The sequence below is a fragment of the Sediminibacterium sp. GW821-FHT12F12 genome, assembly GCF_058806635.1.
Genome location: NZ_JBXAPW010000001.1, coordinates 452,849 through 477,267, shown reverse-complemented (window position 1 = coordinate 477,267; position 24,419 = coordinate 452,849). Strand labels below are relative to the sequence as shown.

The 24,419-nt window shown below is 44.9% G+C and carries 23 protein-coding genes; 10 read left to right on the top strand and 13 right to left on the bottom strand.

The features are described 5' to 3' along the window. Positions 1–85 precede the first annotated feature (85 nt). Positions 86–712: an OmpW/AlkL family protein gene (locus tag AC1RNB_RS01940; RefSeq protein WP_493080223.1), complete on the bottom strand. Its 627-nt coding sequence runs from the start codon at positions 710–712 to the stop codon at positions 86–88. A 210-nt stretch (positions 713–922) separates the two neighbouring features. Here AC1RNB_RS01940 and AC1RNB_RS01935 point away from each other — a divergent pair, with 210 nt between their 5' ends. From AC1RNB_RS01935 to AC1RNB_RS01895, 9 genes are all read left to right on the top strand, one after another. Continuing rightward, positions 923–1,456, top strand: a complete 534-nt coding sequence (locus AC1RNB_RS01935; protein WP_493080221.1) for a dihydrofolate reductase family protein — start codon at positions 923–925, stop codon at positions 1,454–1,456. A 12-nt stretch (positions 1,457–1,468) separates the two neighbouring features. Next, a complete protein-coding gene (locus AC1RNB_RS01930) occupies positions 1,469–2,215 on the top strand; it encodes an MBL fold metallo-hydrolase (RefSeq protein ID WP_493080220.1) in 747 nt (248 codons plus the stop codon). Positions 2,216–2,288: 73 nt separating this feature from the next. After that, a complete protein-coding gene (locus AC1RNB_RS01925; protein WP_493080218.1) occupies positions 2,289–4,790 on the top strand; it encodes a cation-translocating P-type ATPase in 2,502 nt (833 codons plus the stop codon). Between the two features lie 159 nt (positions 4,791–4,949). Next, a complete protein-coding gene (locus AC1RNB_RS01920; RefSeq protein WP_493080216.1) occupies positions 4,950–5,483 on the top strand; it encodes an SRPBCC family protein in 534 nt (177 codons plus the stop codon). Between the two features lie 11 nt (positions 5,484–5,494). Further along, positions 5,495–5,707 carry a hypothetical protein gene (locus AC1RNB_RS01915; protein ID WP_493080215.1) on the top strand — a complete coding sequence of 71 codons (213 nt, stop codon included), beginning with the start codon at positions 5,495–5,497 and terminating at the stop codon, positions 5,705–5,707. 101 nt (positions 5,708–5,808) lie between these two features. Then, entirely contained in the window at positions 5,809–6,945 is a 1,137-nt protein-coding gene (locus AC1RNB_RS01910; RefSeq protein ID WP_493080213.1) for a Gfo/Idh/MocA family protein, read from the top strand. A gap of 118 nt (positions 6,946–7,063) precedes the next feature. Next, entirely contained in the window at positions 7,064–8,080 is a 1,017-nt protein-coding gene (locus AC1RNB_RS01905; protein ID WP_493080211.1) for a DUF3500 domain-containing protein, read from the top strand. A 10-nt stretch (positions 8,081–8,090) separates the two neighbouring features. Next, positions 8,091–8,945 carry a ChaN family lipoprotein gene (locus AC1RNB_RS01900; RefSeq protein ID WP_493080209.1) on the top strand — a complete coding sequence of 285 codons (855 nt, stop codon included), beginning with the start codon at positions 8,091–8,093 and terminating at the stop codon, positions 8,943–8,945. An 81-nt stretch (positions 8,946–9,026) separates the two neighbouring features. After that, positions 9,027–9,620 (top strand): hypothetical protein, encoded by a 594-nt coding sequence (locus AC1RNB_RS01895; RefSeq protein WP_493080207.1) that lies wholly within the window; start codon positions 9,027–9,029, stop codon positions 9,618–9,620. Between the two features lie 7 nt (positions 9,621–9,627). Here the strand turns inward: AC1RNB_RS01895 and cmk are convergent, their stop codons facing one another. Together cmk and AC1RNB_RS01885 are read right to left on the bottom strand one after the other, a co-directional pair. Further along, positions 9,628–10,308 carry a (d)CMP kinase gene (gene cmk, locus AC1RNB_RS01890; RefSeq protein ID WP_493080205.1) on the bottom strand — a complete coding sequence of 227 codons (681 nt, stop codon included), beginning with the start codon at positions 10,306–10,308 and terminating at the stop codon, positions 9,628–9,630. 155 nt (positions 10,309–10,463) lie between these two features. Then, positions 10,464–11,006 (bottom strand): fasciclin domain-containing protein, encoded by a 543-nt coding sequence (locus tag AC1RNB_RS01885; protein ID WP_493080203.1) that lies wholly within the window; start codon positions 11,004–11,006, stop codon positions 10,464–10,466. Positions 11,007–11,312: 306 nt separating this feature from the next. Between AC1RNB_RS01885 and katG the strand changes: the two genes are divergently transcribed. Next, positions 11,313–13,532 (top strand): catalase/peroxidase HPI, encoded by a 2,220-nt coding sequence (katG, locus tag AC1RNB_RS01880; RefSeq protein ID WP_493080201.1) that lies wholly within the window; start codon positions 11,313–11,315, stop codon positions 13,530–13,532. 99 nt (positions 13,533–13,631) lie between these two features. Here katG and AC1RNB_RS01875 read toward each other — a convergent pair whose 3' ends face one another. The 10 genes from AC1RNB_RS01875 to AC1RNB_RS01830 all read right to left on the bottom strand — a co-directional run bounded on the left by AC1RNB_RS01875 (position 13,632) and on the right by AC1RNB_RS01830 (position 24,414). Beyond that, entirely contained in the window at positions 13,632–14,021 is a 390-nt protein-coding gene (locus tag AC1RNB_RS01875) for a DUF1801 domain-containing protein (protein WP_493080198.1), read from the bottom strand. Between the two features lie 437 nt (positions 14,022–14,458). Then, complete coding sequence (locus tag AC1RNB_RS01870) at positions 14,459–15,013, bottom strand: TlpA family protein disulfide reductase (protein ID WP_493080196.1); 555 nt, start codon at positions 15,011–15,013, stop codon at positions 14,459–14,461. 389 nt (positions 15,014–15,402) lie between these two features. After that, positions 15,403–16,104, bottom strand: coding sequence for a hypothetical protein (locus AC1RNB_RS01865; protein WP_493080194.1), 702 nt, complete (start codon positions 16,102–16,104; stop codon positions 15,403–15,405). A gap of 247 nt (positions 16,105–16,351) precedes the next feature. Next, positions 16,352–17,176, bottom strand: coding sequence for a glycerophosphodiester phosphodiesterase family protein (locus tag AC1RNB_RS01860; RefSeq protein ID WP_493080455.1), 825 nt, complete (start codon positions 17,174–17,176; stop codon positions 16,352–16,354). 77 nt (positions 17,177–17,253) lie between these two features. After that, positions 17,254–17,889, bottom strand: coding sequence for an FMN-binding negative transcriptional regulator (locus AC1RNB_RS01855; RefSeq protein ID WP_493080193.1), 636 nt, complete (start codon positions 17,887–17,889; stop codon positions 17,254–17,256). A gap of 204 nt (positions 17,890–18,093) precedes the next feature. Beyond that, the gene (locus AC1RNB_RS01850; protein ID WP_493080192.1) at positions 18,094–19,287 is read right to left on the bottom strand and encodes a DUF3179 domain-containing (seleno)protein; all 1,194 of its coding nucleotides are present in this window, start codon (positions 19,285–19,287) and stop codon (positions 18,094–18,096) included. 24 nt (positions 19,288–19,311) lie between these two features. Continuing rightward, on the bottom strand, positions 19,312–19,863 hold the full coding sequence (locus tag AC1RNB_RS01845; protein ID WP_493080190.1) for a carboxymuconolactone decarboxylase family protein: 552 nt from the start codon (positions 19,861–19,863) through the stop codon (positions 19,312–19,314). 13 nt (positions 19,864–19,876) lie between these two features. Then, positions 19,877–20,428: a carboxymuconolactone decarboxylase family protein gene (locus AC1RNB_RS01840; protein WP_493080188.1), complete on the bottom strand. Its 552-nt coding sequence runs from the start codon at positions 20,426–20,428 to the stop codon at positions 19,877–19,879. Between the two features lie 6 nt (positions 20,429–20,434). After that, on the bottom strand, positions 20,435–21,640 hold the full coding sequence (locus AC1RNB_RS01835; protein WP_493080187.1) for an MFS transporter: 1,206 nt from the start codon (positions 21,638–21,640) through the stop codon (positions 20,435–20,437). Between the two features lie 5 nt (positions 21,641–21,645). Further along, the gene (locus tag AC1RNB_RS01830) at positions 21,646–24,414 is read right to left on the bottom strand and encodes a TonB-dependent receptor (RefSeq protein ID WP_493080185.1); all 2,769 of its coding nucleotides are present in this window, start codon (positions 24,412–24,414) and stop codon (positions 21,646–21,648) included. Between the last annotated feature and the right edge of the window lie 5 nt (positions 24,415–24,419).

Genomic DNA, 24,419 nt, shown 5'->3' with positions numbered 1-24,419 from the left:
TTTCCCAAAAAGTAATGCCGCATTACTGCAGCATTACTATTCACTCAACTATTGTGTTATCCAAAAACAAACAGATTTTTTGTTACTATAATTTTACGCCTACACCCAGACCAATCACCAAAGGATCTACTTTTACACCGGAGAGAACGGTAGGTGTGGCACCTTGCAGGGTAACATCCGTTTTAAGGAAGATTTTTTTGATATCCAGATTAATGAACCATTTATCACTGATCATACAATCCAGTCCGAACTGGGTAGAGAATCCGGCTTTATTTTTATATGCCAGCGATGCACCGGCATCTTTTACCCCATAAAAAATGCTGTAGTTCAGTCCTGCTCCGATATAGGGCGTAACAGATTTACCCGGAAAATGATACTGAAGATTTAAGGTAGGTGGCAGGAGCCATACATTACCCAGATCGGTAGAACTGCTGCTGCTTTTTAACTTAACCGTATGCTTGGTAGTACCGAGAATCAACTCTGCAGCCAGGTTTCTGGAAAAAAAATAAGTGAAATCAATTTCAGGCACAACAGAGGTAGAAATGGTAACATCCGAAGTACCCAATTGATAACTGCTGGAAGGTGGAATGGCTGCGATACCACGAAAGCGGATCTTCCATTGTTGCGGTTGGGCGTTAGTCACTTTTTTCTCCTGGGCTACCAGGCTGGCTCCTACCGGGAGTAACAGGCATAAAAGCAGGTATTTTTTCATTTGATTCATTTTTAGTGGGCCAAAACTACTGTTGCCGGATAGCGTACAACCTGATATATATCATACCGGCACATGATTTTATACAACTGTTACGCGACCCACTGTACTGATCTTTATATTTTTTTCTTTCGGATTTCCGGGAATTTGAAGAGCGGTATCCCGGCCGGGTTTCGGACAGGTATCTTTGTCTGCTAAAGCAATCTTCCTATTATGAGCAGAAAAAGAATCGTATTTATTGCCGCAAGCCTGGATGGTTTTATTGCAGGCCCTGACGACAATCTTTCCTTTCTGGACCTCGTGACCAAAGAAGGAGAAGATTACGGATATGCCGCTTTTATGAGTGGTGTAGATACCGTGATCCTGGGAAGAAAGACCTACGACTGGGTAATGAAACAGGTGCCCGTATTTCCACACGCAGATAGGGAGAATTATGTGATCACCCGTACAGCAAAACCGACGCTGGGCAAAACGGTATTTTATACCGGCAACCCGGTTACACTGGTGAAAGAACTTGCCCAAAAAGAAGGAAAGAATATCTTTATAGACGGAGGCGCCGAGCTCGTAAATAGTTTGCTGAAAGCGCAGCAGGTGGATGAAATATATCTTTCCTTAATTCCGGTAATACTGGGTGATGGGGTGCGTTTATTTCATACCGGTAACCCTATGCAGACAAGTACACTGGTCAGCGTCAAACAATTCAGTACCGGACTGGTACAACTTCATTATGTATTGGCAAAGCCGTAAATAAACATCCTTATGCAGCTGATTGTGCTGGAGATCCCTTTTCATTTTGAGGGAACTACTAACAAACTCTACCCCGTGATCCTGCAGCACAAAGAAGAAATGATACTGGTAGATGGTGGGTATGCCGGTTTTCTTCCCTTACTGGAAGAAGCGGCTTTACAGAAAGGATTGTCATTGCAACAACTAACCGGCAGCATCATCACCCACCATGATATTGATCACATGGGTGTGCATGATGAACTGCTGCAAAAATATCCATCGGTAAAGATCTACGCACATCACACGGAAGTCCCTTATATCAACGGAACCCAAAAATCTTTACGGCTGCAGCAGGCCGAAGCTATGCTGCCTTCGCTACCACCGGAATACCAGTTGGGCGCGTTGGGTTTTATCGAATTATTGAAAACCATGCAACCTGTACCGGTACATGCGGTATGGCAGGAGGGAGAAGAGCCAGCCTTTTTACCCGGTCTACAGATCCTGCATACACCGGGGCATATGCCCGGCCATATCTCTTTATACCATTGGCCCTCCCAAACCCTGGTCACGGCAGATGCCATGGTAATAGAAAAAGGCGCACTCAATATCGCCAACCCGCATTTTACGATGGATATGCCCGCAGCGATCGCTTCTATTCATCGGCTGGCAGCAGTTCCCATACGAAAACTCATCTGTTATCATGGGGGCATCATGGATAATGAGATTGAAGCCAATATGCAGTCTTTACTGGCCCGTTACCCGCTTTCTGAGGCATACTGATATTTATCATAGCTGGTATTTATCCATTTTAGTAATTTACTGCCAGCCTGTATACTGTTCTTAATCTATTTCTATGCCTGTTACCCAATTCAATATTTCCGGTTTAACTGATGAACAGGTGACGGAAGCAAGAATTTCGCATGGACAGAATAAACTGGTTTTCAAAAAAGAAAGTGGTTTTCTTGATGCGGTAAAGAGTCTGGTCAAAGAGCCGATGGTGATATTGTTGCTGGTGGCTTCTTCTGTTTATTTTATCAGCGGACAATCAGGCGATGCAATCTTTCTTGCACTTTCCATTGTACTCGTAGCTACCATTTCACTGTACCAGGATTCGAGAAGCAGGAACGCATTGGAAAAACTGAAAAGTTTTACGCAGCCCAATGCCAAAGTGATCCGCAACAGCGAAGTAGTTGACATTCCCTCAGAAGAACTGGTGATGGGTGATTACCTGCTGATAGAAGAAGGCAGTGCCATTGCCGCAGACGGCACCATTGTACACTCGAATGATTTTTCTGTGAACGAGTCGATCCTTACCGGAGAATCCTTATCGGTATATAAAGATGCTGCCAAAGAAGATCCTTTTGTATTCAGCGGTACCACTGTCTCCAGTGGATTGGGGATTGCGGTGATCACGGCGATTGGCAATGAAACCAAACTGGGAAAGATCGGCAAGAGCCTGGAAAGTATTGCAGAAGAAGCCACGCCTCTTGAACAACAGATCAGTTCTTTTGTAAAAAAAATGGTACTGTTGGGGACCTTTGTATTTCTGGTGGTGTGGGGTATTAATTTCTATCATTCCAGACAACTGCTGGATAGTTTACTCAAAGCCCTTACGCTGGCTATGAGTATTTTACCCGAAGAAATTCCGGTAGCATTTACCACTTTTATGGCACTGGGTGCCTGGCGGCTGATGAAGATGGGCATCCTGGTAAAACAAATGAAAACGGTAGAAACACTGGGCAGTGCCACGGTGATCTGTACAGATAAAACGGGTACCCTTACAGAGAATAAAATGAGTCTGGCCAAAACATTTGTACTCGCTACTCAGTCCATCGCAGATGCTGATGCAAACAGTAGGGAACAACAGGAACTGGTTCGCCTTGCCATGTGGGCCAGTGAACCCATTCCTTTTGACCCGATGGAACTGGCTTTACACAACTCCTATATTTCCAGCAGCAAAGAAGATGAACGTCCGCAGTTCCGGATGATACATGAATATCCCCTGGAAGGTACACCACCCATGATGACGCATATCTTTGAAAACAGGGAAGGAAAACGGATCATCGCCGCCAAAGGGGCACCGGAAGCGCTGGTCAGCATTTCAGCTCTGAGCAGTGCCGAAACAACCGCCATTGAAAATGCCATCGAAGCAATGGCGAGGGATGGATACCGCATTCTGGCAGTAGCTGAAGCTGATTTTGAAGGAACAGATTTTCCTGAAAAACAGCAGTACCTCTCTTTCCGTATCAAAGGACTCGTTGCCTTTTATGATCCACCCAAACAGAATATACAACAGGTATTACAGGATTTTTATACAGCCGGAATACAGGTAAAAATTGTAACGGGGGATAATGCGGCTACCACTACTTCTATTGCCAAGGAAATCGGTTTCAGGGGTTGGGAAAAAAGTATTACCGGCGAAGCGTTGATGAAACTCAGCGATGCTGAATTACGTGCAACAGTCAGTAACACCCATTTATTTACCAGAATGTTTCCCGATGCCAAACTAAAAATCATCAATGCCTTAAAAGAACAGCAGGAGATTGTGGCCATGACAGGTGACGGGGTAAATGACGGGCCTGCTTTAAAAGCCGCGCATATCGGTATTGCTATGGGACAGAAAGGAACCGAAATAGCCAAACAGGCAGCTTCGCTGATCTTACTGGAAGATGATCTCTCTAAGATGGTGGAGGCCGTTGCCATGGGCCGGCGGATTTATTCTAAACTGAAAAAAGCGATCCAGTATATCATCTCCATCCATATCCCGATCATATTAACCGTATTTCTGCCACTGGCATTGGGCTGGATCTATCCGAATATTTTTACACCGGTGCATGTCATTTTTCTGGAGCTGATCATGGGTCCAACCTGCTCCATTATTTATGAGAATGAACCGATGGAACAGAATACGATGCAACAAAAACCAAGACCCTTCTCCACTACTTTCTTTAACTGGAAAGAACTCACTACCAGTATCGTGCAGGGAATTTTTATCACAGCCGGCACTTTGTTTATTTACCAATACGCTGTTCAACAGGTAAGCAACGAAGCTGTTACCCGCTCTATGGTATTCACTGTACTGATCGCCTCCAATATCTTTCTCACACTGGTAAACAGGTCGTTTTATTATTCCCTGCTCACTACGCTCCGTTATCGCAACAACCTTGTACTGCTGATCATCGGCATCACCATCGCCATCACCGGCTCGCTGCTTTTTATCAAACCACTGGCAGCTTTTTTCCAGTTCGAACCCCTCTCCCTCACCCAACTGGCCACCTGCACCGCCACCGGCTTTGTATCCGTAACCTGGTTCGAACTCATCAAATGGCAAAAACGCCGCAGCACTCCCGCCTGAAAAAAAATTCCCCCATTCACATTCACATTCACTCATTCACTCATCCACTCATTCGCTCATTAATTCCTGTCGCATTCACCCCTCAAATCGTCGCTTTTATACTTTTTTTGTTTAATATATATGCTATATTTTTGGGTATACACTACACAACCAATACCCATGATCTACCTTATCCTCCTGTTGGCCATTCTGGCCATCCCGCTGGCGGCGGCTGCTTTTATGGACAAACATTTCACCATCGAAGAGCAGGTGGTTATCAATAAACCGCTGCATGAAGTATTCAGTTACCTGAAACTGTTACGCCATTCCGACCAGTATAATAAATGGGTGATGACGGATCCCAACCTTACCAAAGAATTTTCGGGTACGGATGGCACACCGGGTTTCACCTATCGCTGGAACAGCGAGATGAAACAGGTGGGCCAGGGCGAACAGGAGATCAAACAGATCATTGAAGGGGAAAGGATCGACTATGAGATTCGTTTTATCAAACCCTTTACCGGCACTTCCTTTTCTTCGCTTATTACCCATGCCACCGATAACGGACAAACGCAGGTTACCTGGACTTTTAGCGGTGAAAGGAATTTTATCATGTGCCTTTTTCATCTGCTCCTGAACCTTTCGAAAGCATTGGGCAAAGACCTGCAGACCAGTTTGCAGAATATGAAAACGGTATTGGAGAAAAACGTATAACACTATCCCAAATGATGGTCGAAGTTTTTAAAACCAATGTAGAAGCTCACGATGAATCTGCCAGGATCATCGAAGAGCTGTTGCAGCGTTATCCGCAGAGCAGGATCAATTTTGACCTGTCTGATTGCGACAGGATTTTACGCGTAGAAGGAGAAAACGTTCATGCAGGCGGTATCATAGAACTGATGGCAGCGATCGGGTACGAATGTGAAATCTTACCTTGACTATACACAGACGCGCTACAACGTTTTCGCAAATAAAAAACGCATAAATAGGTATCTGCAGCGCTGATAAGAGTAATTTAAGACCAACAAAATTGCTCCATATGAAAGATCTGTTCTCCAACCGTCGCCGGTTCCTTAAAAATACAGCCACTACGGCTGGTGGTTTGTTACTGTTGTCCTCCTTACCCAGGAAAACGATCGCCGGTTTCAGTGCTGAACCCAGGATCCGTTTTTCGGTGATCAATATCAACCACAGCCATATCTTTTCCATGGTGCAGGCCGTGATCAGGGGTGGCGGGCAACTGGTAGCCGTATATGCCAAAGAGGCCGATCTGCTGGCCGGTTTTACCAAACAGTTTCCACAGGTAAAAGTGGCGGGCAGTGCCAAAGAGATTCTGGAAGATAACAGTATACAACTCATCCTCAGTTCCGGCATTCCGGATGAACGGGGGCCATTGGGTGTGCAGGTGATGAAACACGGGAAAGACTATCTCGTAGACAAACCCGGTATTACCACACTGGAGCAACTGGCCGAAGTGCGCAAAGTGCAGAAAGAAACCAAACGTATTTATTCCATCATGTACAGCGAGCGTTTCGAGAACCGCGCTACGGTAAAAGCAGGTGAACTGGTACAAGCAGGCGCCATCGGGAAAGTGATACAGACCATTGGCCTGGGACCACACCGCATGAATCCCCAATCAAGACCCGAATGGTTCTTTGATAAAAAACGTTTTGGGGGCATCATCACCGATATCGGTTCTCACCAGTTTGATCAATACCTTTATTTTACCGGCACCACAGAGGCAAAAGTGGTGGCCTCCCAGATCGGCAATGTGAACCATCCGCAGTATCCGAAATTTGAAGATTTCGGGGATGTGATGTTACGGGGTAATGGTGGTACGGGTTATATCCGGGTAGACTGGTTCACACCCGATGGATTAAAAACCTGGGGCGATGGACGCCTTACTATTCTCGGAACCGAGGGATATATCGAGATCCGTAAAAACATAGATATCGCCAGCCCACATAACGGCGGCAATCATTTATACCTCGTAAACCAGAAAGAAACCCAATACATCGATTGTAATAAAGAGCCCCTGCCTTTTGGAGAACAGTTTGTGAACGATGTAGTAAACCGTACAGAAACAGCCATGACGCAGGCCCATTGTTTACTGGCAACAGAACTGGCATTACTGGCACAGAAAAATGCACAGGTCGTTACGGCCTTACCCAAATAATCCCCAGCAGGTTTTGTGCTTTGGCAGCTAATTCTCACGCTAAAGAGCAAAATCTGCTTATATTTCAGCAACTACCTCAACGGCAGAATCTTTTGTATATTGTTGCACAAACCTGCTTATGCAAAAACAGCTATTATGGCTTTGTGTATTTTTGTCTACGCTCTATACCGGCCATGCGCAGGATGCAGTTACTGCTGCCAATCTTTTCCTCAACACACTCAGTAACGAACAAAAGCTCGCCACCGTTTTTCCTTTTGACGGAGAAGAACGCTACCATTTTCATTTCGTACCCATGGAACGGAAAGGCATCACGTTCAATGAAATGAATTCCACACAGCAACAGGCGGCCCGACAACTGATGATGACCAGCATGGGCAAATCAGGATATGAAAAATCAACTGCGATCATGCAGCTGGAAGAAGTACTGATCGAACTGGAAAAAAGAGCCTCAGACGATCATTACCGTGATACGGGTAATTATCATATTTCCATCTTCGGCGTACCATCTCCTGCTACCATCTGGGGCTGGCGTTTTGAGGGGCATCATATCTCCTTTAATTTTTCTTATAACAAACAACAACTGGTATCGGGTACCCCTGCTTTTCTGGGAAGTAATCCGGCCATTGTACCCAATGGCCCGGCACAAGGCAAACAGGTGCTGGCAGATGAAACAAATACTGCATGGGCATTGCTGCAATCACTCAGTCCGGAACAAACAACCAAAACCATTTTTGCTGCACAGGCCCCCAAAGAGATACTGAGTTTTAATAACCGGCAGGCTTTGATCAACGCTGAGGATGGTATTCTATATGCAGAACTGACACCCTCACAGCAGGAATTATTACGGCAACTGGTCAACGTATATGTGAACCGTTTTACCCGGCTGTTTGCGGATGATATGCTGAAAGAGATCCAGGCGGCGGGTGTAGACAAACTCCGCTTTGCCTGGGCAGGCGATCGGGTTACCGGTCCGGGGCACCCCCATTATTACCGTGTAAAAGGTCCTACCATCCTTATCGAATACGACAACACGCAGAATAACGCCAATCACGTACATTCGGTTCTCCGCGATCTGAAACATGATTTTGGCGGGGATCTTCTGTTACAGCATTATCAAACCCAACACCAGCAATAAAAATTAAAATATGAAACAGTTCTTTACCTGGATTACCTGTTTGTGCATCTCTACCGCCGTATGGGCACAGCAAAAACCTGCGTATATCTTATACGATGCAAAAGGCAAGCAGGTGAAGTATGAAAAGATGATCAGGATACTCGCAGAGAAAGACATTGTGTTATTTGGCGAGTACCATAACAATCCTATTGCACACTGGCTGCAACTGGAAGTAACTACCTCGCTTAAAGAAAAACGCGACCTGATACTCGGTGCCGAAATGTTTGAACAGGATAACCAGGAAGCACTGAATCTGTACCTGCAGGGAAAAATCAAAGCCAAAGGACTGGATTCGATGGCCCGCCTCTGGAAGAACTATCCTACCGATTATGCACCGTTGGTCAACTTTGCCAAAAACAATCAATTGGTATTTGCTGCCACCAATGTACCGCGTAAATATGCATCGATGGTAGCCAAAGGTGGATTTGGTGTATTGGACACGATCTCTGCCCGCGAAAAACAATGGATCGCTCCCCTGCCCATTGCCTATGATGCGGAACTGCCGGGTTACAAAAAAATGATCGAAATGATGGGTGGCCATGGCGGAGAGAATCTGCCCAAAGCGCAGGCCATCAAAGATGCTACCATGGCACACTTTATCCTGCAGAATCACAAAGAAGGCAGTCTCTCTATTCATTACAACGGTTCCTATCATTCTGATAACTATGAAGGCATTGGCTGGTACCTCAAAAACAAGAGGCCGGAACTGAAGATCGGCACCATCACTACCGTATCGCAGAAAGATGTAACCACTTTGCTCGAAGAAAACAAAGGCCGGGCTGATTATATCATCTGTGTACCGGATAATATGACAACCACTTATTAAGCTGTATTTTGATAGCCGGATAACACTGGCACATTCTCCAGATATCGAAAAAATAGTACCTTACTTCAGTAAAAACTGCGCATGTTCCGTAACTGTTTCTTAGCTGTATGTTTCTGCTGTACACTGTTTACCAGCCTGTACGCGCAATCCGGTACGGTTAATGGATACACCCATCAATTGCTGTTTAATATCTATACCAACCAGCCGGATAATGCAATCAGTGGCTTTTTACGTTCGTATGCACCTTCGCTTTATGATAAAAAAAATATACCTGCTGCCAGTGGTACGGCTACCGAAACAGTAACCAGTAATATAGAAATTCACAGTTTTGTATTCGGCAAACACCCCTACTTTGCCACCCCTTTTACCAGTGGTAAACTGGAACTGTATTGCCAGCATTTCAGTGATGCCAAGGGAGTGCAGGTATTTGATGTAAAACTCTGGTTCGAATTTGATAACCAGCTGGAAGCTGAAATGGCATTTTCGAAACTGGTAGATGTATTTCTTCCCATCAGCACCAATAAACGGTTCAGCAGCACCAACGGTGCACAAAAAGCGGAATTCTCAGATAATAAAGGAGAAAAGGGATTTAATAAAATCCAGTTCCGGCTTACGGCCGATAACCTTGACCGCCGCAGGTTCAAGATCTTATTCGAAACAGCTAATGATCTCTGAACTCTTCTCAGGAACCGATCTTTTCTTTTGCCCATTCCAAAGCCATCGCTAACTGTTCGTCGCGGGTAAGGTTGGTATTGTCAAGGTCAACAGCATCGGCTGCCCGGCGCAGTGGACTGAATTCGCGGTTGCTATCGATATAATCCCGCATTTCCAGGTTATTCTTCACTTCTTCCACCGTGATAGCAGGATTTTTGGCATAGAGTTCCTTGAACCTCCGCTCAACCCGGATAGCCGGATCGGCGGTAACAAATATCTTGAGTTCCGCATTCGGGAATACAGTGGTACCGATATCACGTCCATCCATCACAATGCCTTTCTTCTCTCCCATTTTCTGCTGTTGTGCCACCCCAAACTCGCGCACTTCTTTTAAAGCGGCTACTTCACTCACATGTTCGCTAACCAGCATGTCGCGGATCAGGGCTTCTACATTCTCATCATTCAGTAACATATCACTCTGCCCCGTTTGTTCATTGTATTGAAAATCGAGCGTAATCTCACCAAGCGCTTTGTGAATAGCTTTTTCATTGCGCCAGTCTACATGCTGCCGTAAAAAATACAGGGTAATGGCACGGTACATGGCGCCGCTATCGATGAAAACATAGTTCAGTTCATTGGCCAGCTGGCGGGCCAGGGTGCTTTTTCCGCAGGAGGAATAGCCGTCGAGGGTGATGATGATTTTCTTCATAATCTTTGCTAACCCTACCCGTCGGGGCGCTAAAACGACCTGACGGGTAGGGTTAGCAAAGTTGCACCAAATATTACCGAAAGCAAAACCTAAGTTCCCAAAACAGCAAAGCCGGCATCAACAATACCGGCCTGCATGGCTTGCCCCAAAACAGATTAAGAAGGTAATACCACAGTATCAATCACATGGATCACCCCATTACTTTGATAAACGTTTTTAATTGTCACCGTAGACATGCCACCCTTCTCGTCTGTTAACACCAGTTTATTGCCCTGCATACTCGCTTTTAAAGTACCCCCAGATACCGTTTTCAGCACAGCAGTACCATTGCCCACCTTGATCAGCTGGGCAATGGCTTTGGCATCCAGTTTACCGGCTACTACATGATAAGTGAGAATTTTTGTCAGCGTGGCTTTGTTCTCCGGTTGTACCAGACTGGCTACGGTACCTGCGGGCAGTTTATCAAATGCTGCATTGGTAGGCGCAAATACGGTAAACGGACCTGCATTCTGTAAAGTTTCTACCAGACCCGCTGCTTTTACCGCCGCAACCAGGGTAGTATGGTCTTTGGAGTTTACTGCATTCTCTACAATGTTTTTAGTGGCATACATGGCCGCACCACCCACTTCTACGGGTTTCTGTGCATAAGAAGCCTGCAATACAAAAGCAGACATAATAACCATTACGATCTTTTTCATGATTTTCTGTTGAAATAAGGTTGATGAATTTGTTTACCCCATCACTTACGGACACAGAAGGATCATGGATTGCAGAAAAGAAAAAAAATCGTCTGAACACCAAAAGCTACTGCCATAGCGCTGTGTAAAAGAATTTATACCGGCATCAAACAATTCAATGACCGGTATGTTTTGTGGTTGTAACCCCTCAAACCTATACCCTGCGGCTACATGATGTTAATAATTTATAATATCCAGTTCAGGCGGGTAAGTAAATTGAGATTGTCGTAATTTTATCCATTGAACCAATTTTGTAAAACATAGATTATGGGAAATAATACAACACCTGGCAGCGGCGAGGGCAAATGCCCTTTTTCCGGTGCAACACTTACACAAACAGCCGGTGGCGGCACCAGAAACCGCGACTGGTGGCCTAACCAGTTAAAATTGAATATCCTCCGTCAGAATTCAGTCCTGTCTAACCCCATGGGTGAGAAGTTTAATTATGCTGAAGAGTTCAAAAGTCTGGACCTGGCTGCTGTTAAAAAAGATATCGTAGACCTGATGACGAGTTCACAGGACTGGTGGCCAGCCGATTTCGGTCACTATGGCCCTTTATTTATCCGTATGGCCTGGCATAGTGCCGGTACCTACCGTACTGGCGATGGCCGGGGTGGTGCAGGCTCGGGTACCCAGCGTTTTGCACCTTTGAATAGCTGGCCCGATAATACCAACCTCGATAAAGCCCGTTTACTCTTATGGCCTATCAAACAGAAATACGGGAAAAAACTTTCCTGGGCCGACCTGATGATCCTGGCAGGAAATTGTGCCCTAGAATCCATGGGCTTTAAAACTTTTGGTTTTGGTGGTGGAAGGGAAGATGTATGGGAACCCGAAGAAGATATTTACTGGGGCTCCGAACGTGAGTGGCTGGGCGATAAACGCTACACCGGCGACCGTGACCTCGAAAATCCATTGGCGGCTGTACAGATGGGATTGATTTATGTGAACCCGGAAGGACCTAACGGCAACCCCGACCCACTGGCCTCTGCTCGTGATATCCGTGAAACCTTTGCCCGTATGGCAATGAATGATGAAGAAACCGTAGCACTGATTGCCGGCGGACATACATTCGGTAAAACACATGGTGCCGCAGATCCCGGTAAATACGTGGGTCCCGAACCAGCAGCTGCCGGTATAGAAGAGCAGGGACTTGGCTGGAAAAATACATTTGGCAGCGGTAATGCCGGCAATACCATTACCAGCGGACTGGAAGTAACCTGGACCACAACCCCTACCCAATGGAGTAATAACTATTTCGAAAACCTGTTTGGGTATGAATGGGAACTGACCAAGAGTCCGGCCGGTGCACACCAGTGGCAGCCTAAAAACGGAGCAGGTGCCGGTACGGTTCCGGATGCACACGATGCTTCCAAAAAGCATGCTCCCGCTATGCTTACTTCTGATATTGCGCTGCGCGTAGATCCGGTTTACGAAAAGATCTCCCGCCGTTTTTATGAAAACCCGGCAGAATTTGCAGACGTGTTTGCCCGTGCCTGGTTCAAATTAACGCACCGCGATATGGGACCGATTGCCCGTTATCTCGGGCCGGAAGTACCCAAAGAAGAACTGATCTGGCAGGATCCGATTCCGGCAGTTACCCATCCATTGATCGATGCGGCTGATATAACTGCGCTGAAAACCAAGGTCCTCGCTTCCGGCCTTACGGTTTCTCAATTAGTAAGTACCGCCTGGGCTTCTGCCTCCACTTTCCGTGGTTCTGATAAACGTGGAGGTGCCAATGGTGCCAGGATCCGTCTTACCCCACAGAAATATTGGGCAGTAAATAACCCGACGCAACTATCTAAAGTGCTGGATACCCTGGAGAATATCCAGAAAGAATTCAACGCTGCACAAACAGGTGGCAAACAGGTTTCTTTGGCCGATCTGATTGTACTGGGCGGATGTGCCGGTATTGAGCAGGCCGCTAAAAATGCAGGACATGCTGTTACCGTACCCTTCACGCCCGGCCGTGCCGATGCTTCGCAGGAGCAAACCGATGTAGCGTCTTTCGCAGTACTGGAACCGGAAGCAGATGGTTTCCGTAATTATGCAAAAGCCAGATACACTTTATCGGCAGAAGAAATGCTGATTGATAAAGCACAACTGTTAACTCTTACAGCTCCTGAAATGACGGTGCTGGTAGGGGGTATGCGTGTGCTGAACACCAACTTTGATCAGTCGCACCATGGCGTGTTTACCAAACATGCCGAAGCGCTCAGCAACGATTTCTTCATCAACCTGCTCGATATCCGAACTACCTGGAAAGCAGCAAGTGATGCACAGGATGTATTCGAAGGCCACGACCGTACCACCGGCGAACTTCGCTGGACCGGTACCCGTGTTGACCTGATCTTCGGTTCCAACTCAGAACTGAGAGCACTGGCAGAAGTATATGGTTGCACCGATTCAAGAGAGAAATTCATCAACGACTTTGTAGCCGCCTGGACCAAAGTAATGAACCTCGACCGTTTCGATCTCGTTTAATCACTGCTGTATCGATACATAAAAAGGTGGCCTGGTAACGGGCCACCTTTTTAAATTTCAGCTATGGGGGATGCTTTGTTCTTAGACTATGCTTACTGTTTATTTCAGTCTTTTCAGCACCCCTCTCCGTTTCACGATATTTTTATAGTCCCATTGTATCAGTTCCGCTTTTTTCAACCAGCGTCTAAGGTCTTTGGGCTTTACCTGAGCTGCCGATGTATACCGGATCTCTGCCGCTTTAAAACTGCCTTCATTCTGCAGGCCGGGTTCTTCAAACGACTGGCCACTCCAGAACAATAGCCTGATACAGTTTTTCAGTTTACCATATCCCACAACGGGATTCCCTTCCAAAAACCAAACGGGTTGTGCATGCCAGATCTTGTATTCTGCTTCTGGTAAACTTTCACAGATCAGTTTGGCAAGCAGATCGCAGATGGCGGCATCGGCGGGTGTTTGTTTATCATGGTAGACCTGGATGTCTGGATGCATGGGGTGGTGGTGAATGGGCAATAAAAGAAAACTTTAAGTTACATAAAAGATATCGCTTTTAATAGCAGCAAGCGGTTTCATCGAAGTACAAAATTGCAGTTCTTTCCTCTTTTTTCTTGTTCTTCGCTTATTAAACCCTCATACGTATTCAGCGATGTTACTGATATACAGGGTGTTTCACTAAGAGAAGAACAAAGAGAAGGGTAAAAGAGAGAATCGAAGTGGCACCGGAGAAAAATTAAAAGAAAGGCATTTTATTAACCCCATGCTTTAGCATGGGCAAAGTATACTCACATACCAGCGGGCTTCAGCCCTGACATGGAGCTAAGGCCCGGAGGAAGAAGGGGTTCAATTGCCCCGGCCTGGGAGCTGGGGTTAAAAAAGAAGAAGACAGATGATTATCATTCAGGAATGCCAACCCCACCAGACTGATATTATCAATCTTTCTTTTGCAGCACGGCTTCGATTTGATTGTACAATATATCTTGTGAACTCGGCCTAGCGGCGTCTGCAAAAGCAATTTTCCCATTTCGGTCAGCAATGATATAGTGTGGAATCAGGTACATATCTTTTTTGTTTACACTATCCCGGATACTGTTCCAGATATTCATATAAAACTTAGCTGAAATAAACATATTGTATCCAATGAGGTTCTTAGCTTGTATCATTTTTCGCCATAAATCATAATCGTCTTTGTGATCGTAATCTAAAGAGAGATATAAAAAAGCTACGTCCTTACCGTTAAACCGATTTTTCAGAGGCTCGTTGTAAGCAAACTCTTCTATGCAGGGAATACAATGAACACCCCATATATCAATATACACTACTTTTCCGGCAAACTCCTTTTGCATAAGCACAGAATCTAATGAACTGATTCCGTAGCCCTTAATTGTTTTGACTTTAGCTGACTGAGAGGATACAGGTTCGGGGAAGAAACTAATAGAAAACATCATCAATGTTACTATAATTGATCCCCCTTTATAATTTTCCATTAGATGGTATTTATGAAAAGTATAAAAGCCAGTTGCAGCAGTAAGTTTGGGGGATATTCCTTAGACTAATCCCGTCTCCGTAACTAAGTGCCTCATATTTTACTTAAGTGAATGATCCCTAAATTAAAGAGAATAGTTGAGAACCCTGTCAGATAGATATTTAGTCTACGAAGAAAGTATTGTTAAAAAATCTCTATCCCATAGCAACTTGATATCTCAATTATAGATGTTTACTAAAATGTTTAATTCTACTTTAGGAAACCGGAGTATCATCTGCTCTTTTCTCTTGTTCTTTTTATAGTGAACCTTCTTATCTATTCAGCCATGTTGCTGAAACACAGAGTGTTTGACTAAGAGTTCAAAGAGAGCGTATCAGCTAAAACCCGGTTTTAGGGAAGCTCAAAGAACTGAACATAAACACCGAGCAGAATATGCCAGAGCAAATAATGTCCGAGTCGTACACTAATGGAGGCAACAAAACCAGCTTTGGTGAAATAAAAAGCCTGCAAGGCATTCATCAGTAATCCGGTGATTAGTGAATACAGGATGAAAGCCAGATTTCCATCCGGGAATTGTTCCAATGGCTCCCGTAAGGCTGTTAGCAGAATACCGGCCCATACAAAATAAGTATAGTACTGCCCGTTTTTAAGCCACTTACCCAGTAACAGGATCAGCGTAAGGGGGATTAGTCTATAAAATACTTCTATCTCAAATGCACCCGAAACATATAGAAATACGGAATAAGGAAAAGGTTGCAAAAAAGGAGGAAGTTCAGTGTAAGGGGTCGGGTGCATAATCACTTTTACAATCAGTATATCCAGCAAACCAAAACAGATACCGATCAGCAGTGGATAAAGAATTCTTTTCTTATGGGAGATAGTACTGTCCCAAAATTCCGGTAACCCAGCCCTTGACTGAAGAAACAAAAAAGGTATACCAACCAACATCAATACCAGATTGGTAAAATCCCACGCGCGTACAAATGCATAACTATGGGTAATGGCTCTACCATAATAAATACCTGCCAGTGCAATGGCTAAGAACACAGCATAGGTAAACAGATTTTGTTTAGTGCCAATAGTTAGTTTCATAGTTGAACAGTTGAATAATACACTCCCGTATTTTGTAGTGAATTCAAATTTCGATCTCTAAATTATATATAAATGAATCCGGAAACCATCTAAAATGAAAAAAAGGTGCTATAGGATGTCTAACGGCACAAACTGTTCTTGCAAAACAACTGATGAGAATACAATATCATTTCTTATTAAGACCACGCTTTAGCATGGTGTCTGTATGCCGGGTAGCAGTGGAGCTACAGCCCTGATTGTCTGCTGGTTATAATCCCTTAAACAGATTGGGATAATCAGTAATAACCCCTGTAACTCCCATTTGTTTCAACTCTTTTATTCTTACAGCATCATTTACTGTCCAGGGCACCAGACCCACAGCGGCATCGCGACATTGTTTTACGAGCAAAGGAGTTACCAATGTATGTTCCGGACTATAAATCGTTGGTATAAAACCCAGGTCGCGCAGCTGCAGGGCAAAGGGTTTGGGGTCGTTGCCTTCTACCAGTAAGGCCGTTTTGATGGATGGATATTTTTCGTGCAGGTATTGCAAGGTACCCGGATCAAAAGATTGGATGATGACCCGTTCTGTTATGTTTTTAGCTTTGATCACTCCCACCAGTAATTCTACAAACGCTGCCGGTTTGGGATGGTACTGATCATCTGTAGCCGCCTGGCTCTTGGTTTCGATATTGTATTGAGGTAAGGGCTTCTGGTTATTGCGGCAATAGGTTTCTACCGCATCAATCATATCGGCCAGCAGGGGTTTCTGTACCGCCATTTTTTGCTGCTTCGGAAAACGTGGGTGCGGGCGTTGGCCCACATCGTAGGTCTTGATCGCTGCATAATTCATCCGGTACATATTGAGACTTTTTTCCTCCGCTTCGGTTACCGGACTGCCATCCGGCTTTGTAGTGATCTCATGGTTGAAGAAAGGTTCATGGCTCAGCAATACCTGTTGATCCTGTGTGATGACCGCATCGGTTTCCAATGTAGTTACCCCCAGGTCAATGGCATGCAGCATGGCGGGAATAGTATTCTCCGGCATCAGTCCGCGGCAGCCGCGGTGCCCTTGTTTATCGAAATTTTGCACTTGCAAACGCTGGGTTTTTAAACCACCGGTACAGGCAGTCAAAGTAAGGAAGCTTATTACTGCAATCAGAGTTCTCATTACGCAAACAGCTGATCCTTTCTTTTGCGCATCTCATGGGCCACGCCCTGTGCATTAGGATCACCGGCCTCCAATTTAGCCAAAATATTCTCATAACTTTTCTGATCGCGGTTCTGGCTCAGTTTAAACACATGTTCGAGCGAACTCACTTTGATCTCGAATGCCACAATGGCTTTGGCCATCCGCTGCACATATTCTGATGACATCCCTTTATATAGAGATGGCGAAGAAGGATTGTTCTCGTAAAAACTGGTGGTATCGTCCAGCACCTGCAACAGTTCCTGATCAGACAAAAAACGCAACTCTCCACGGGCGTGCACCGACATATAATTCCAGGTAGAAGCCGTTTGCTGGTGTTTGGGTTCGTACCAACTGGCACTGATATAACAATGGGGACCGGTAAATACTACCAATACCTGCTTATTCTGTTCTATGGCTTTGTGGTGATCGTTACCCTTCATAATATGTCCGCGCAGGTACAACTGTCCCTCCCGCTCCGCAAACAAAAAAGGAATCTGCGTAGCCACGGGCCGCTGCTCCGCATCCACGGCCATCAGCATGGCAAAGGAATGGGTTTTCATGAATTCGAGTATAACTGCGGTGTCTTTTTCTTTAAAAGTGGATAAAGTATACATGGATTGAAGGTAAGAAAACTCCATTTGTATGCCCAGCCCAATAAGATGAATGGAAAATTTCCTATATAAACGATTTGACAGCAGGCATGAGAGGATCCTACCCACACTGAAGGAACACAAAAACAGCCTGACAAAAACCCTTTGCAAAATGATTGTTTCTGACCTTGATCAGCTCCCACAAAACGCAATCACAGTAACAACTGCTCACCTACTATTGCGCTGGTAACGCCCTGTTCCGGGATGAAAGGTTTGCCAGGAATGCCAGAACTCCTGATAAACCTGTACAGAATGTAACTGTGCCCCTTTCAATGGCCCGCTGATACTTTTACCATCAGCATTCCATACTGAACCGGTAGCAATATCTTTCCACAGTTCAGTGGTATCTTTTGTAAAATGAAGGTTTTGTCCATTCAGTGAACGGTTATATGCATGAAAAGATGTGCTATCCTTTTCCAGTATAATCATCAATGGCAAACCCGGAAGTGAATCTTCGATGATTTTTGTTCTAACCAATTGATTCCAGTCATATGCACGCGAAACAGCCCCCTGTTGCAAACCCAACACCCACGACTTTGCATTCCACGATGAGGCATCCCTTTTTGTAAGTTTGCTTTTGGATAAGCCTTTATCATAGCTATCCATTTTTTCATACTTCTCTTTGAATGTACTGTCGGGCTGCATCACTTGTGATGCAGGATATTTTCTGAGCCAGGCAGCCAGGCTCATTTGTTCCGATGGAATCTCGGCAAGTTGTTTTCCCTTTAATGTGCCGGCAATGGCAACGCCAGTAGCCTGTTGCCACCAGCTCCTTGTAGTGGCATCTTCAAACATGGCATTAAAATGATCCATACCCACCAGGCGGAACAGTTCCATTTTCCCATTTACGTCAGGGTTATATACACGGCCTGTTCTGCAAACAGTACAATACGTAACCATCACCGGTTGATTGCCCACCGTATCTGCTACCTGGTGATGATATCCGATCAATTGAATAGGATACGCTTTCGACACGCCATTAACCGTTACACCCAAAACCAGTTTATGGGCACCAATTGTATTGGCGGCACCTGTTGCAAAATGTTTGTACCCGGGCTGGTAAAACATCTTATCCGCTTCCATACTAAAATTAACAAGATAAACCACTGCACCATACAGCATCAGCAATAACACAAGACCCGCTCTTTTCCAGGCTCCTGACCGATCAAAAAACACCACGGCAGGATATGCTATCAATAGCAAACCCGCTATACGGAACCACCAGATATTTCTGGCGATAAAATAGGCGATATCGATGGTATCCGCCTCCTGGCTGCCCGGGAAAGGCATGATAAAATACACACGCAGAATCTCTGCTGCAAATAACACAAGCAGACCTGTAATAAATGCGAAATTTTTCATACTTGGTTATGTTAATTGGTCAATTTATTTGTTCAGATCAAAATCAAGATACCCTTCTGCCGCTCTTTTGGGTGCACGGTTGATATAAAAATTACGATCCGGCGGTGCCCATGTACCCAACCCGTCTACATAACGGTTGAACATACAGAAAGCCGCGGCAATCAGCACTATATCATGCAGTTCCCTGTCTGTGGCACCTTGTTGTTTTGCGGCATCAATAAACATCTCCGATACAGCTTTCCCGCTCTGCTGTACCTGCCGGGCTATGGCCAGCAAAGCTTTCATTTTGGGTGAGATCAGTGTATTCTCCGGACCTTGTTTGACTGCATCAATCTGCTCTATGGTACATTGCAGATAATGTCCTGCCAGTGCGCCATGCACATTCTGACAGAAAAAACAATCGTTCAGGTAAGATACATAAGTACCAATCAATTCGCGCTCTCCGCGTGACAAACTGTTGTTATCATCGCGGAGCAACAGCTCAGCCAGTTCATTTAAAGGTTGGGCAGTATCTGGTCGGTACAACATCAACCCCCTGATACCGGGTAATTCATTTCCAAGATCGATATAAGCCATGTTTGTGTTTTGTTTATGTATGATTGGTTTGTGGCAAAACATACCCCTGTTCAGCCATCCGTTTACCCATCTCCGCATAAACAGCAGGATCCTGTGGTGTGAGTGATGCCAGCCCATCTACATAACGGTTGAACATGCAAAATGATGCGGCTATCAAAACCGTATCATGGATAGCCCTGTCTATTGCGCCCGCTGCCCTGGCCATATCAATGTCTTCCTGTTTTACTTCTTTACCAAGTATCTGTACCTTACCTGCTATGCGTAACAATGCTTTCATTTTATTACTAACAGATGACTGTTCCATGTTCTCCAACACTTCATCTACCAGTTGCTGATCGGTTTGATATAAACATCTTGCCGCTGCTGCATGACTACTTTTACAAAACAGGCAGTCATTTCTATGAGATACATAAGCAGCAATCAATTCGCGCTCCGCTTCGGATAAAGGTGATGGGCCGCGAAGTAATACCTGTGCCAGATCGTACAAGTGTTTTCCTGTTTCCGGCCTGAACATAACCAGGCTTCTGATGCCCGGTACACCTTCTGTTACCTGAATATGTGCCATAATGGTTTAGTTTGTTTTTTTGTGTTTGATAAAAAGTATCACCAGCAACCCCGGTATAAATACCAGCGAAAAAATAAAAATGGCATTGCCATAACCACCTAAAGTATGCACCAGTATCCCCACCGACAACACAGCAGCCGCTGTAAACAGTCTTCCTATATTAAAGCAAAAGCCGGTAGCAGTTGCACGAATGGTGGAGGGAAATAACTGTGGAATATAGGATGACAACACACCCTGGCTGGCACCGAAGAACAAAGCAAGCCCTGCTATCTGGGGATAGATAACAGGGCTGAACACTTTGTTGGTTTTAAATAATACAAAGGATAATACCACACAGACGCTGAAACAAAGGATCATACTTTTACGCATCCCGATAGCTTTGGCCAGCCAGCCCGAAAAAAATCCTCCGGTTAAACCTGCCATTCCCAACAGCATCATACTGAGTCCACGTTCTTTCTGTGCATCTGCCGAACCACTGATACTCTGCACCCAGGTAGGTAACCAGGAAAAGATAGCCCATAACCCGATAAGCATGGTACCAAAAGTGAGGGAGCCCAGCAACAGGTCGCGGCGATAAACAGCGGAGAATACTAACCGCACAGAATTACCTGACAAACGAGTGCCGGTTGATTTCCAATGAGTTGATTCCTGCAAAAAAAATATTCCACTAATGGACATTGCCAGCGGGATCAGCCCTATCAAAAATCCTTCCCTCCAGGAATCAACAAAATAATTGATTAGCCCTGCAGAAAAAATACCTACCGGGAATGCGATGGAAAGGATGCCGATAAATATGGCTTTGCTTTTATCCGGCCATACTTCAGTAAGCAGCGTAACAGATGTCACCAACACCCCACCCACACCAAAGCCGCTCATAAACCGGCAGAGCAACACTATTCCCCAGTTGTCTGCCATACCCGTTGTTACTGTAAACAACCCGTAACAGGCAATGGATAATAATAATGCCAGTTTTCTTCCGCCTGTATCACCGATCATTCCCCAGATAAAACCACCCATGGCCCAGCCTACAATAAAGAGTGCGTTTATATAAGCACTGATGGTATCTATATAACCCTGTTCAGTAGTTCCCAACAAATCTTTTACTGCTACAGGAAGATACACCGACATCAAGGTAGAAACAGCTCCTCCCATAGCGTTGCTGATGAAACAAAGCAGAAATAACCCTATATGATAACTTCTGATGGCAGACATAAGATTTATTTAAAAAGAGAATCAAAAGTGTATGACACATAATAGATACCGCCAATCACGGGCGAACCGTAGGCAGTGTAAACCCGGTGATTCAACAGGTTGCTGGCACCCAGTTTAATGGTGGAATGCATTTTTGGCAGTTTCTTGTTGAACTGCAGATCAATGAGCGAATACGCATCAATCCTGCCGGGACGTGTGCCATTAAAAGTACCGTACCAGTCGAACGAATTCTGCCAGTGCCAGGTAAGATTAAATCCATACCCTTTACCCACATTACTGTTACCAAAACTGAAATTGGTGCTCCATTCAGGTGTATTGAAAGCTGCAATATTACTCGGATTGGCATTACGCAGATTAAAAGAAGCCCAGGTAAGATTACTTCCCAGTGTATACCCGTTGTGCATCATCCAGGTCAGCCCCAATCCGGCACCTTGCGACGACACCTTATCTTCTGCATTGGTGTACAATTGGAAGGCTGGTGCTTTGCCACTTAAAATATCGGTAGCAGCTGCAGCATTAACAGATCCATCCGCTGCCAGAACCGTATTCTCCGGGCGCAATACCACCGTGTTCAGAATAAAGTTGGTGTAACTGCTGTAATAATAGTTCACATCAAGTACCAATGCGTTGCTGATGATTCCCTTGTATCCGATTTCAAATGCTTTCTGTTGTTCTGGTTTGATATAAGCCACAGCTGATTTCTGTAACAGTGCTTTGTTGTTGGCTACAGCAGTAGGAAACGGTGTTCCGGCTGCAACGGCTGCACCAAAAGCTGCACCAAAAGCGCCTACTGAAGCCGCAGTAAATGAATTCTCATACACATTCATCCCTTTACTGTTATTGGGCGCCCCTCCCAGAATTGTAATAGGGCCTACATTCAGTTTGATGTACTGGTCAACGGGTGTTGGATTCCGGAACCCTGTTTGATAGGATACTCTGAAATTATGGTTACGTGCTGCGGTATACACTGCTGAAAAACGTGGTGTAAAATTTCCGCTGAAGTTTTCATTTTTATCGTAACGGATCGAAGCTGTCAGTTTCAGGCGATCATCCCATAACTTTTTACTCACTTGTGTAAACGCACCATATTCTTTGATGGTTACTTTACTGTTTTTATCATCAAACAGACTGCCATTGGTAAACATATCATAGTAACGGAAACTTCCGCCCATCAGCCATTCAACCACTTTGGTGAATCCGGAAAAATCATACTGGCCTTCTGTATGATAAAATTTGCTGTTACTGAAAACGCCGGCTCCCTGTAATCCATAATTATGGATCAGGTTGCCCTTGGCTGATTCATATTCACTACTGCCGGGTAATAACCTGCCTATATCGGCAAATCCCCTCGCCGCTGAATGGTCATTGGCCGAAACTCCGGCAATGGTTCCGTTATAGGCTGCTGTATACCGGGTAAACCATGTATCATCTGCCAGATTAGGCGCAACGGTTGCACCCGACAAATCCTTCACCCAGGTACGGTTGATAAACTGTGCAAGGGAACGGGTATTATACGAATCGTGTGAATTTTCCGTTACTGCATAACTACGAATAAAAAAACGACTGCTTTTTAATTCCAGCCTGTGTGTGCTGAGTACAAAATTGTTCAGATCAAAACGGCTGCTTCCTGTGTAACTGGCGGTTCCTTTCCCATAGTTGAACTGGTAAATTAATTCGAGATTATCTGAAACCCTGTAATGCAGTGCAGCATTGGTTTTCAGACTATACACCTGATAGTTCATCAGGTTTTTTTCTTCATAACCGGTGCGACTTACCAAACCAATGCCGGGTAATGTTCTGGACACTTCGTCTCCATAAATATTCAAGCCATCCCTGCCAGGATTGGATGGTCCACGCTGGCCGGGGGGAGTTTGCGCACTTACATCTTCGTAGTTATTGGCATACCAGTCAAGACCTGTTAAATAAGCTATATTGAATTTAAATGCAAAGCGGTTATTAAAGGCTTTGGCATAACGCAAAGAAAAATCGTAAATACCTTGTGCTTTGGGATCAGTTGAACCAATATGGTTAACACCGGTTTTTACCTGTGCAGACAATCCCTGGTAGTGGAAGGGGTCTCTGGTCCGCATCATCAGCAACCCATTAAAGGCAACGGGACCATATAAAGCTGACGCCGCACCTGGAATGAGTTCTGCACTTTCTATATCGAGATCGGAAGCTCCAAACTGATTCCCCACTGAAAAATTGAGTCCAGGTGTCTGGTTATCTACACCATCCACCAATTGCAGAAAACGTGAGTTACCTGTACTGTTAAACCCTCTTGTGTTAACCTGTTTGTACGTGATGCTGCTGGTCACCACTTCCATCCCTTTCAGGTTTTGTAACCCATCGTAAAAAGTAAGTGAAGGATTTTCTTTGATAGCCTTCTGATTCATTTTTTCTATACTCACCGGTGAGCGAAGGATATTCTCATTTACCCTTGATGCGGCGAACACTACTTCATCAAGTGTATTGGTTTTTTGTGAAAGAGTAACGGAAACCTGTTCTCCATTTGTTTTTACGATATATTCTTTGCTTTCATGTGCAACTCCTGAAATGATCAGGGTAAACGGTATTTTCATTTTTGAAAGAACAAGCGTGAACTTCCCGTTCTCATCGGTAGTAGCTCCGGACAGTTTCCCTTTTACGGTAATGCTGGCTCCGGCTACCGCTTCTTTGCTTCTGGCATCGGTAACGATTCCCGATATTTTTATTTCCTGCGCAAAACCTGCTACAGTGAGTAATATCAGTATGATTGAAAACATATATTTCATAATGG

Coding starts and splice junctions, on each gene's coding strand:
- AC1RNB_RS01940 (WP_493080223.1), bottom strand. CDS start 712: ATGAAAAAATACCTGCTTTTATGCCTGTTACTCCCGGTAGGAGCCAGC.
- AC1RNB_RS01935 (WP_493080221.1), top strand. CDS start 923: ATGAGCAGAAAAAGAATCGTATTTATTGCCGCAAGCCTGGATGGTTTT.
- AC1RNB_RS01930 (WP_493080220.1), top strand. CDS start 1,469: ATGCAGCTGATTGTGCTGGAGATCCCTTTTCATTTTGAGGGAACTACT.
- AC1RNB_RS01925 (WP_493080218.1), top strand. CDS start 2,289: ATGCCTGTTACCCAATTCAATATTTCCGGTTTAACTGATGAACAGGTG.
- AC1RNB_RS01920 (WP_493080216.1), top strand. CDS start 4,950: ATGATCTACCTTATCCTCCTGTTGGCCATTCTGGCCATCCCGCTGGCG.
- AC1RNB_RS01915 (WP_493080215.1), top strand. CDS start 5,495: ATGATGGTCGAAGTTTTTAAAACCAATGTAGAAGCTCACGATGAATCT.
- AC1RNB_RS01910 (WP_493080213.1), top strand. CDS start 5,809: ATGAAAGATCTGTTCTCCAACCGTCGCCGGTTCCTTAAAAATACAGCC.
- AC1RNB_RS01905 (WP_493080211.1), top strand. CDS start 7,064: ATGCAAAAACAGCTATTATGGCTTTGTGTATTTTTGTCTACGCTCTAT.
- AC1RNB_RS01900 (WP_493080209.1), top strand. CDS start 8,091: ATGAAACAGTTCTTTACCTGGATTACCTGTTTGTGCATCTCTACCGCC.
- AC1RNB_RS01895 (WP_493080207.1), top strand. CDS start 9,027: ATGTTCCGTAACTGTTTCTTAGCTGTATGTTTCTGCTGTACACTGTTT.
- cmk (WP_493080205.1), bottom strand. CDS start 10,308: ATGAAGAAAATCATCATCACCCTCGACGGCTATTCCTCCTGCGGAAAA.
- AC1RNB_RS01885 (WP_493080203.1), bottom strand. CDS start 11,006: ATGAAAAAGATCGTAATGGTTATTATGTCTGCTTTTGTATTGCAGGCT.
- katG (WP_493080201.1), top strand. CDS start 11,313: ATGGGAAATAATACAACACCTGGCAGCGGCGAGGGCAAATGCCCTTTT.
- AC1RNB_RS01875 (WP_493080198.1), bottom strand. CDS start 14,021: ATGCATCCAGACATCCAGGTCTACCATGATAAACAAACACCCGCCGAT.
- AC1RNB_RS01870 (WP_493080196.1), bottom strand. CDS start 15,013: ATGGAAAATTATAAAGGGGGATCAATTATAGTAACATTGATGATGTTT.
- AC1RNB_RS01865 (WP_493080194.1), bottom strand. CDS start 16,104: ATGAAACTAACTATTGGCACTAAACAAAATCTGTTTACCTATGCTGTG.
- AC1RNB_RS01855 (WP_493080193.1), bottom strand. CDS start 17,889: ATGTATACTTTATCCACTTTTAAAGAAAAAGACACCGCAGTTATACTC.
- AC1RNB_RS01850 (WP_493080192.1), bottom strand. CDS start 19,287: ATGAAAAATTTCGCATTTATTACAGGTCTGCTTGTGTTATTTGCAGCA.
- AC1RNB_RS01845 (WP_493080190.1), bottom strand. CDS start 19,863: ATGGCTTATATCGATCTTGGAAATGAATTACCCGGTATCAGGGGGTTG.
- AC1RNB_RS01840 (WP_493080188.1), bottom strand. CDS start 20,428: ATGGCACATATTCAGGTAACAGAAGGTGTACCGGGCATCAGAAGCCTG.
- AC1RNB_RS01835 (WP_493080187.1), bottom strand. CDS start 21,640: ATGTCTGCCATCAGAAGTTATCATATAGGGTTATTTCTGCTTTGTTTC.
- AC1RNB_RS01830 (WP_493080185.1), bottom strand. CDS start 24,414: ATGAAATATATGTTTTCAATCATACTGATATTACTCACTGTAGCAGGT.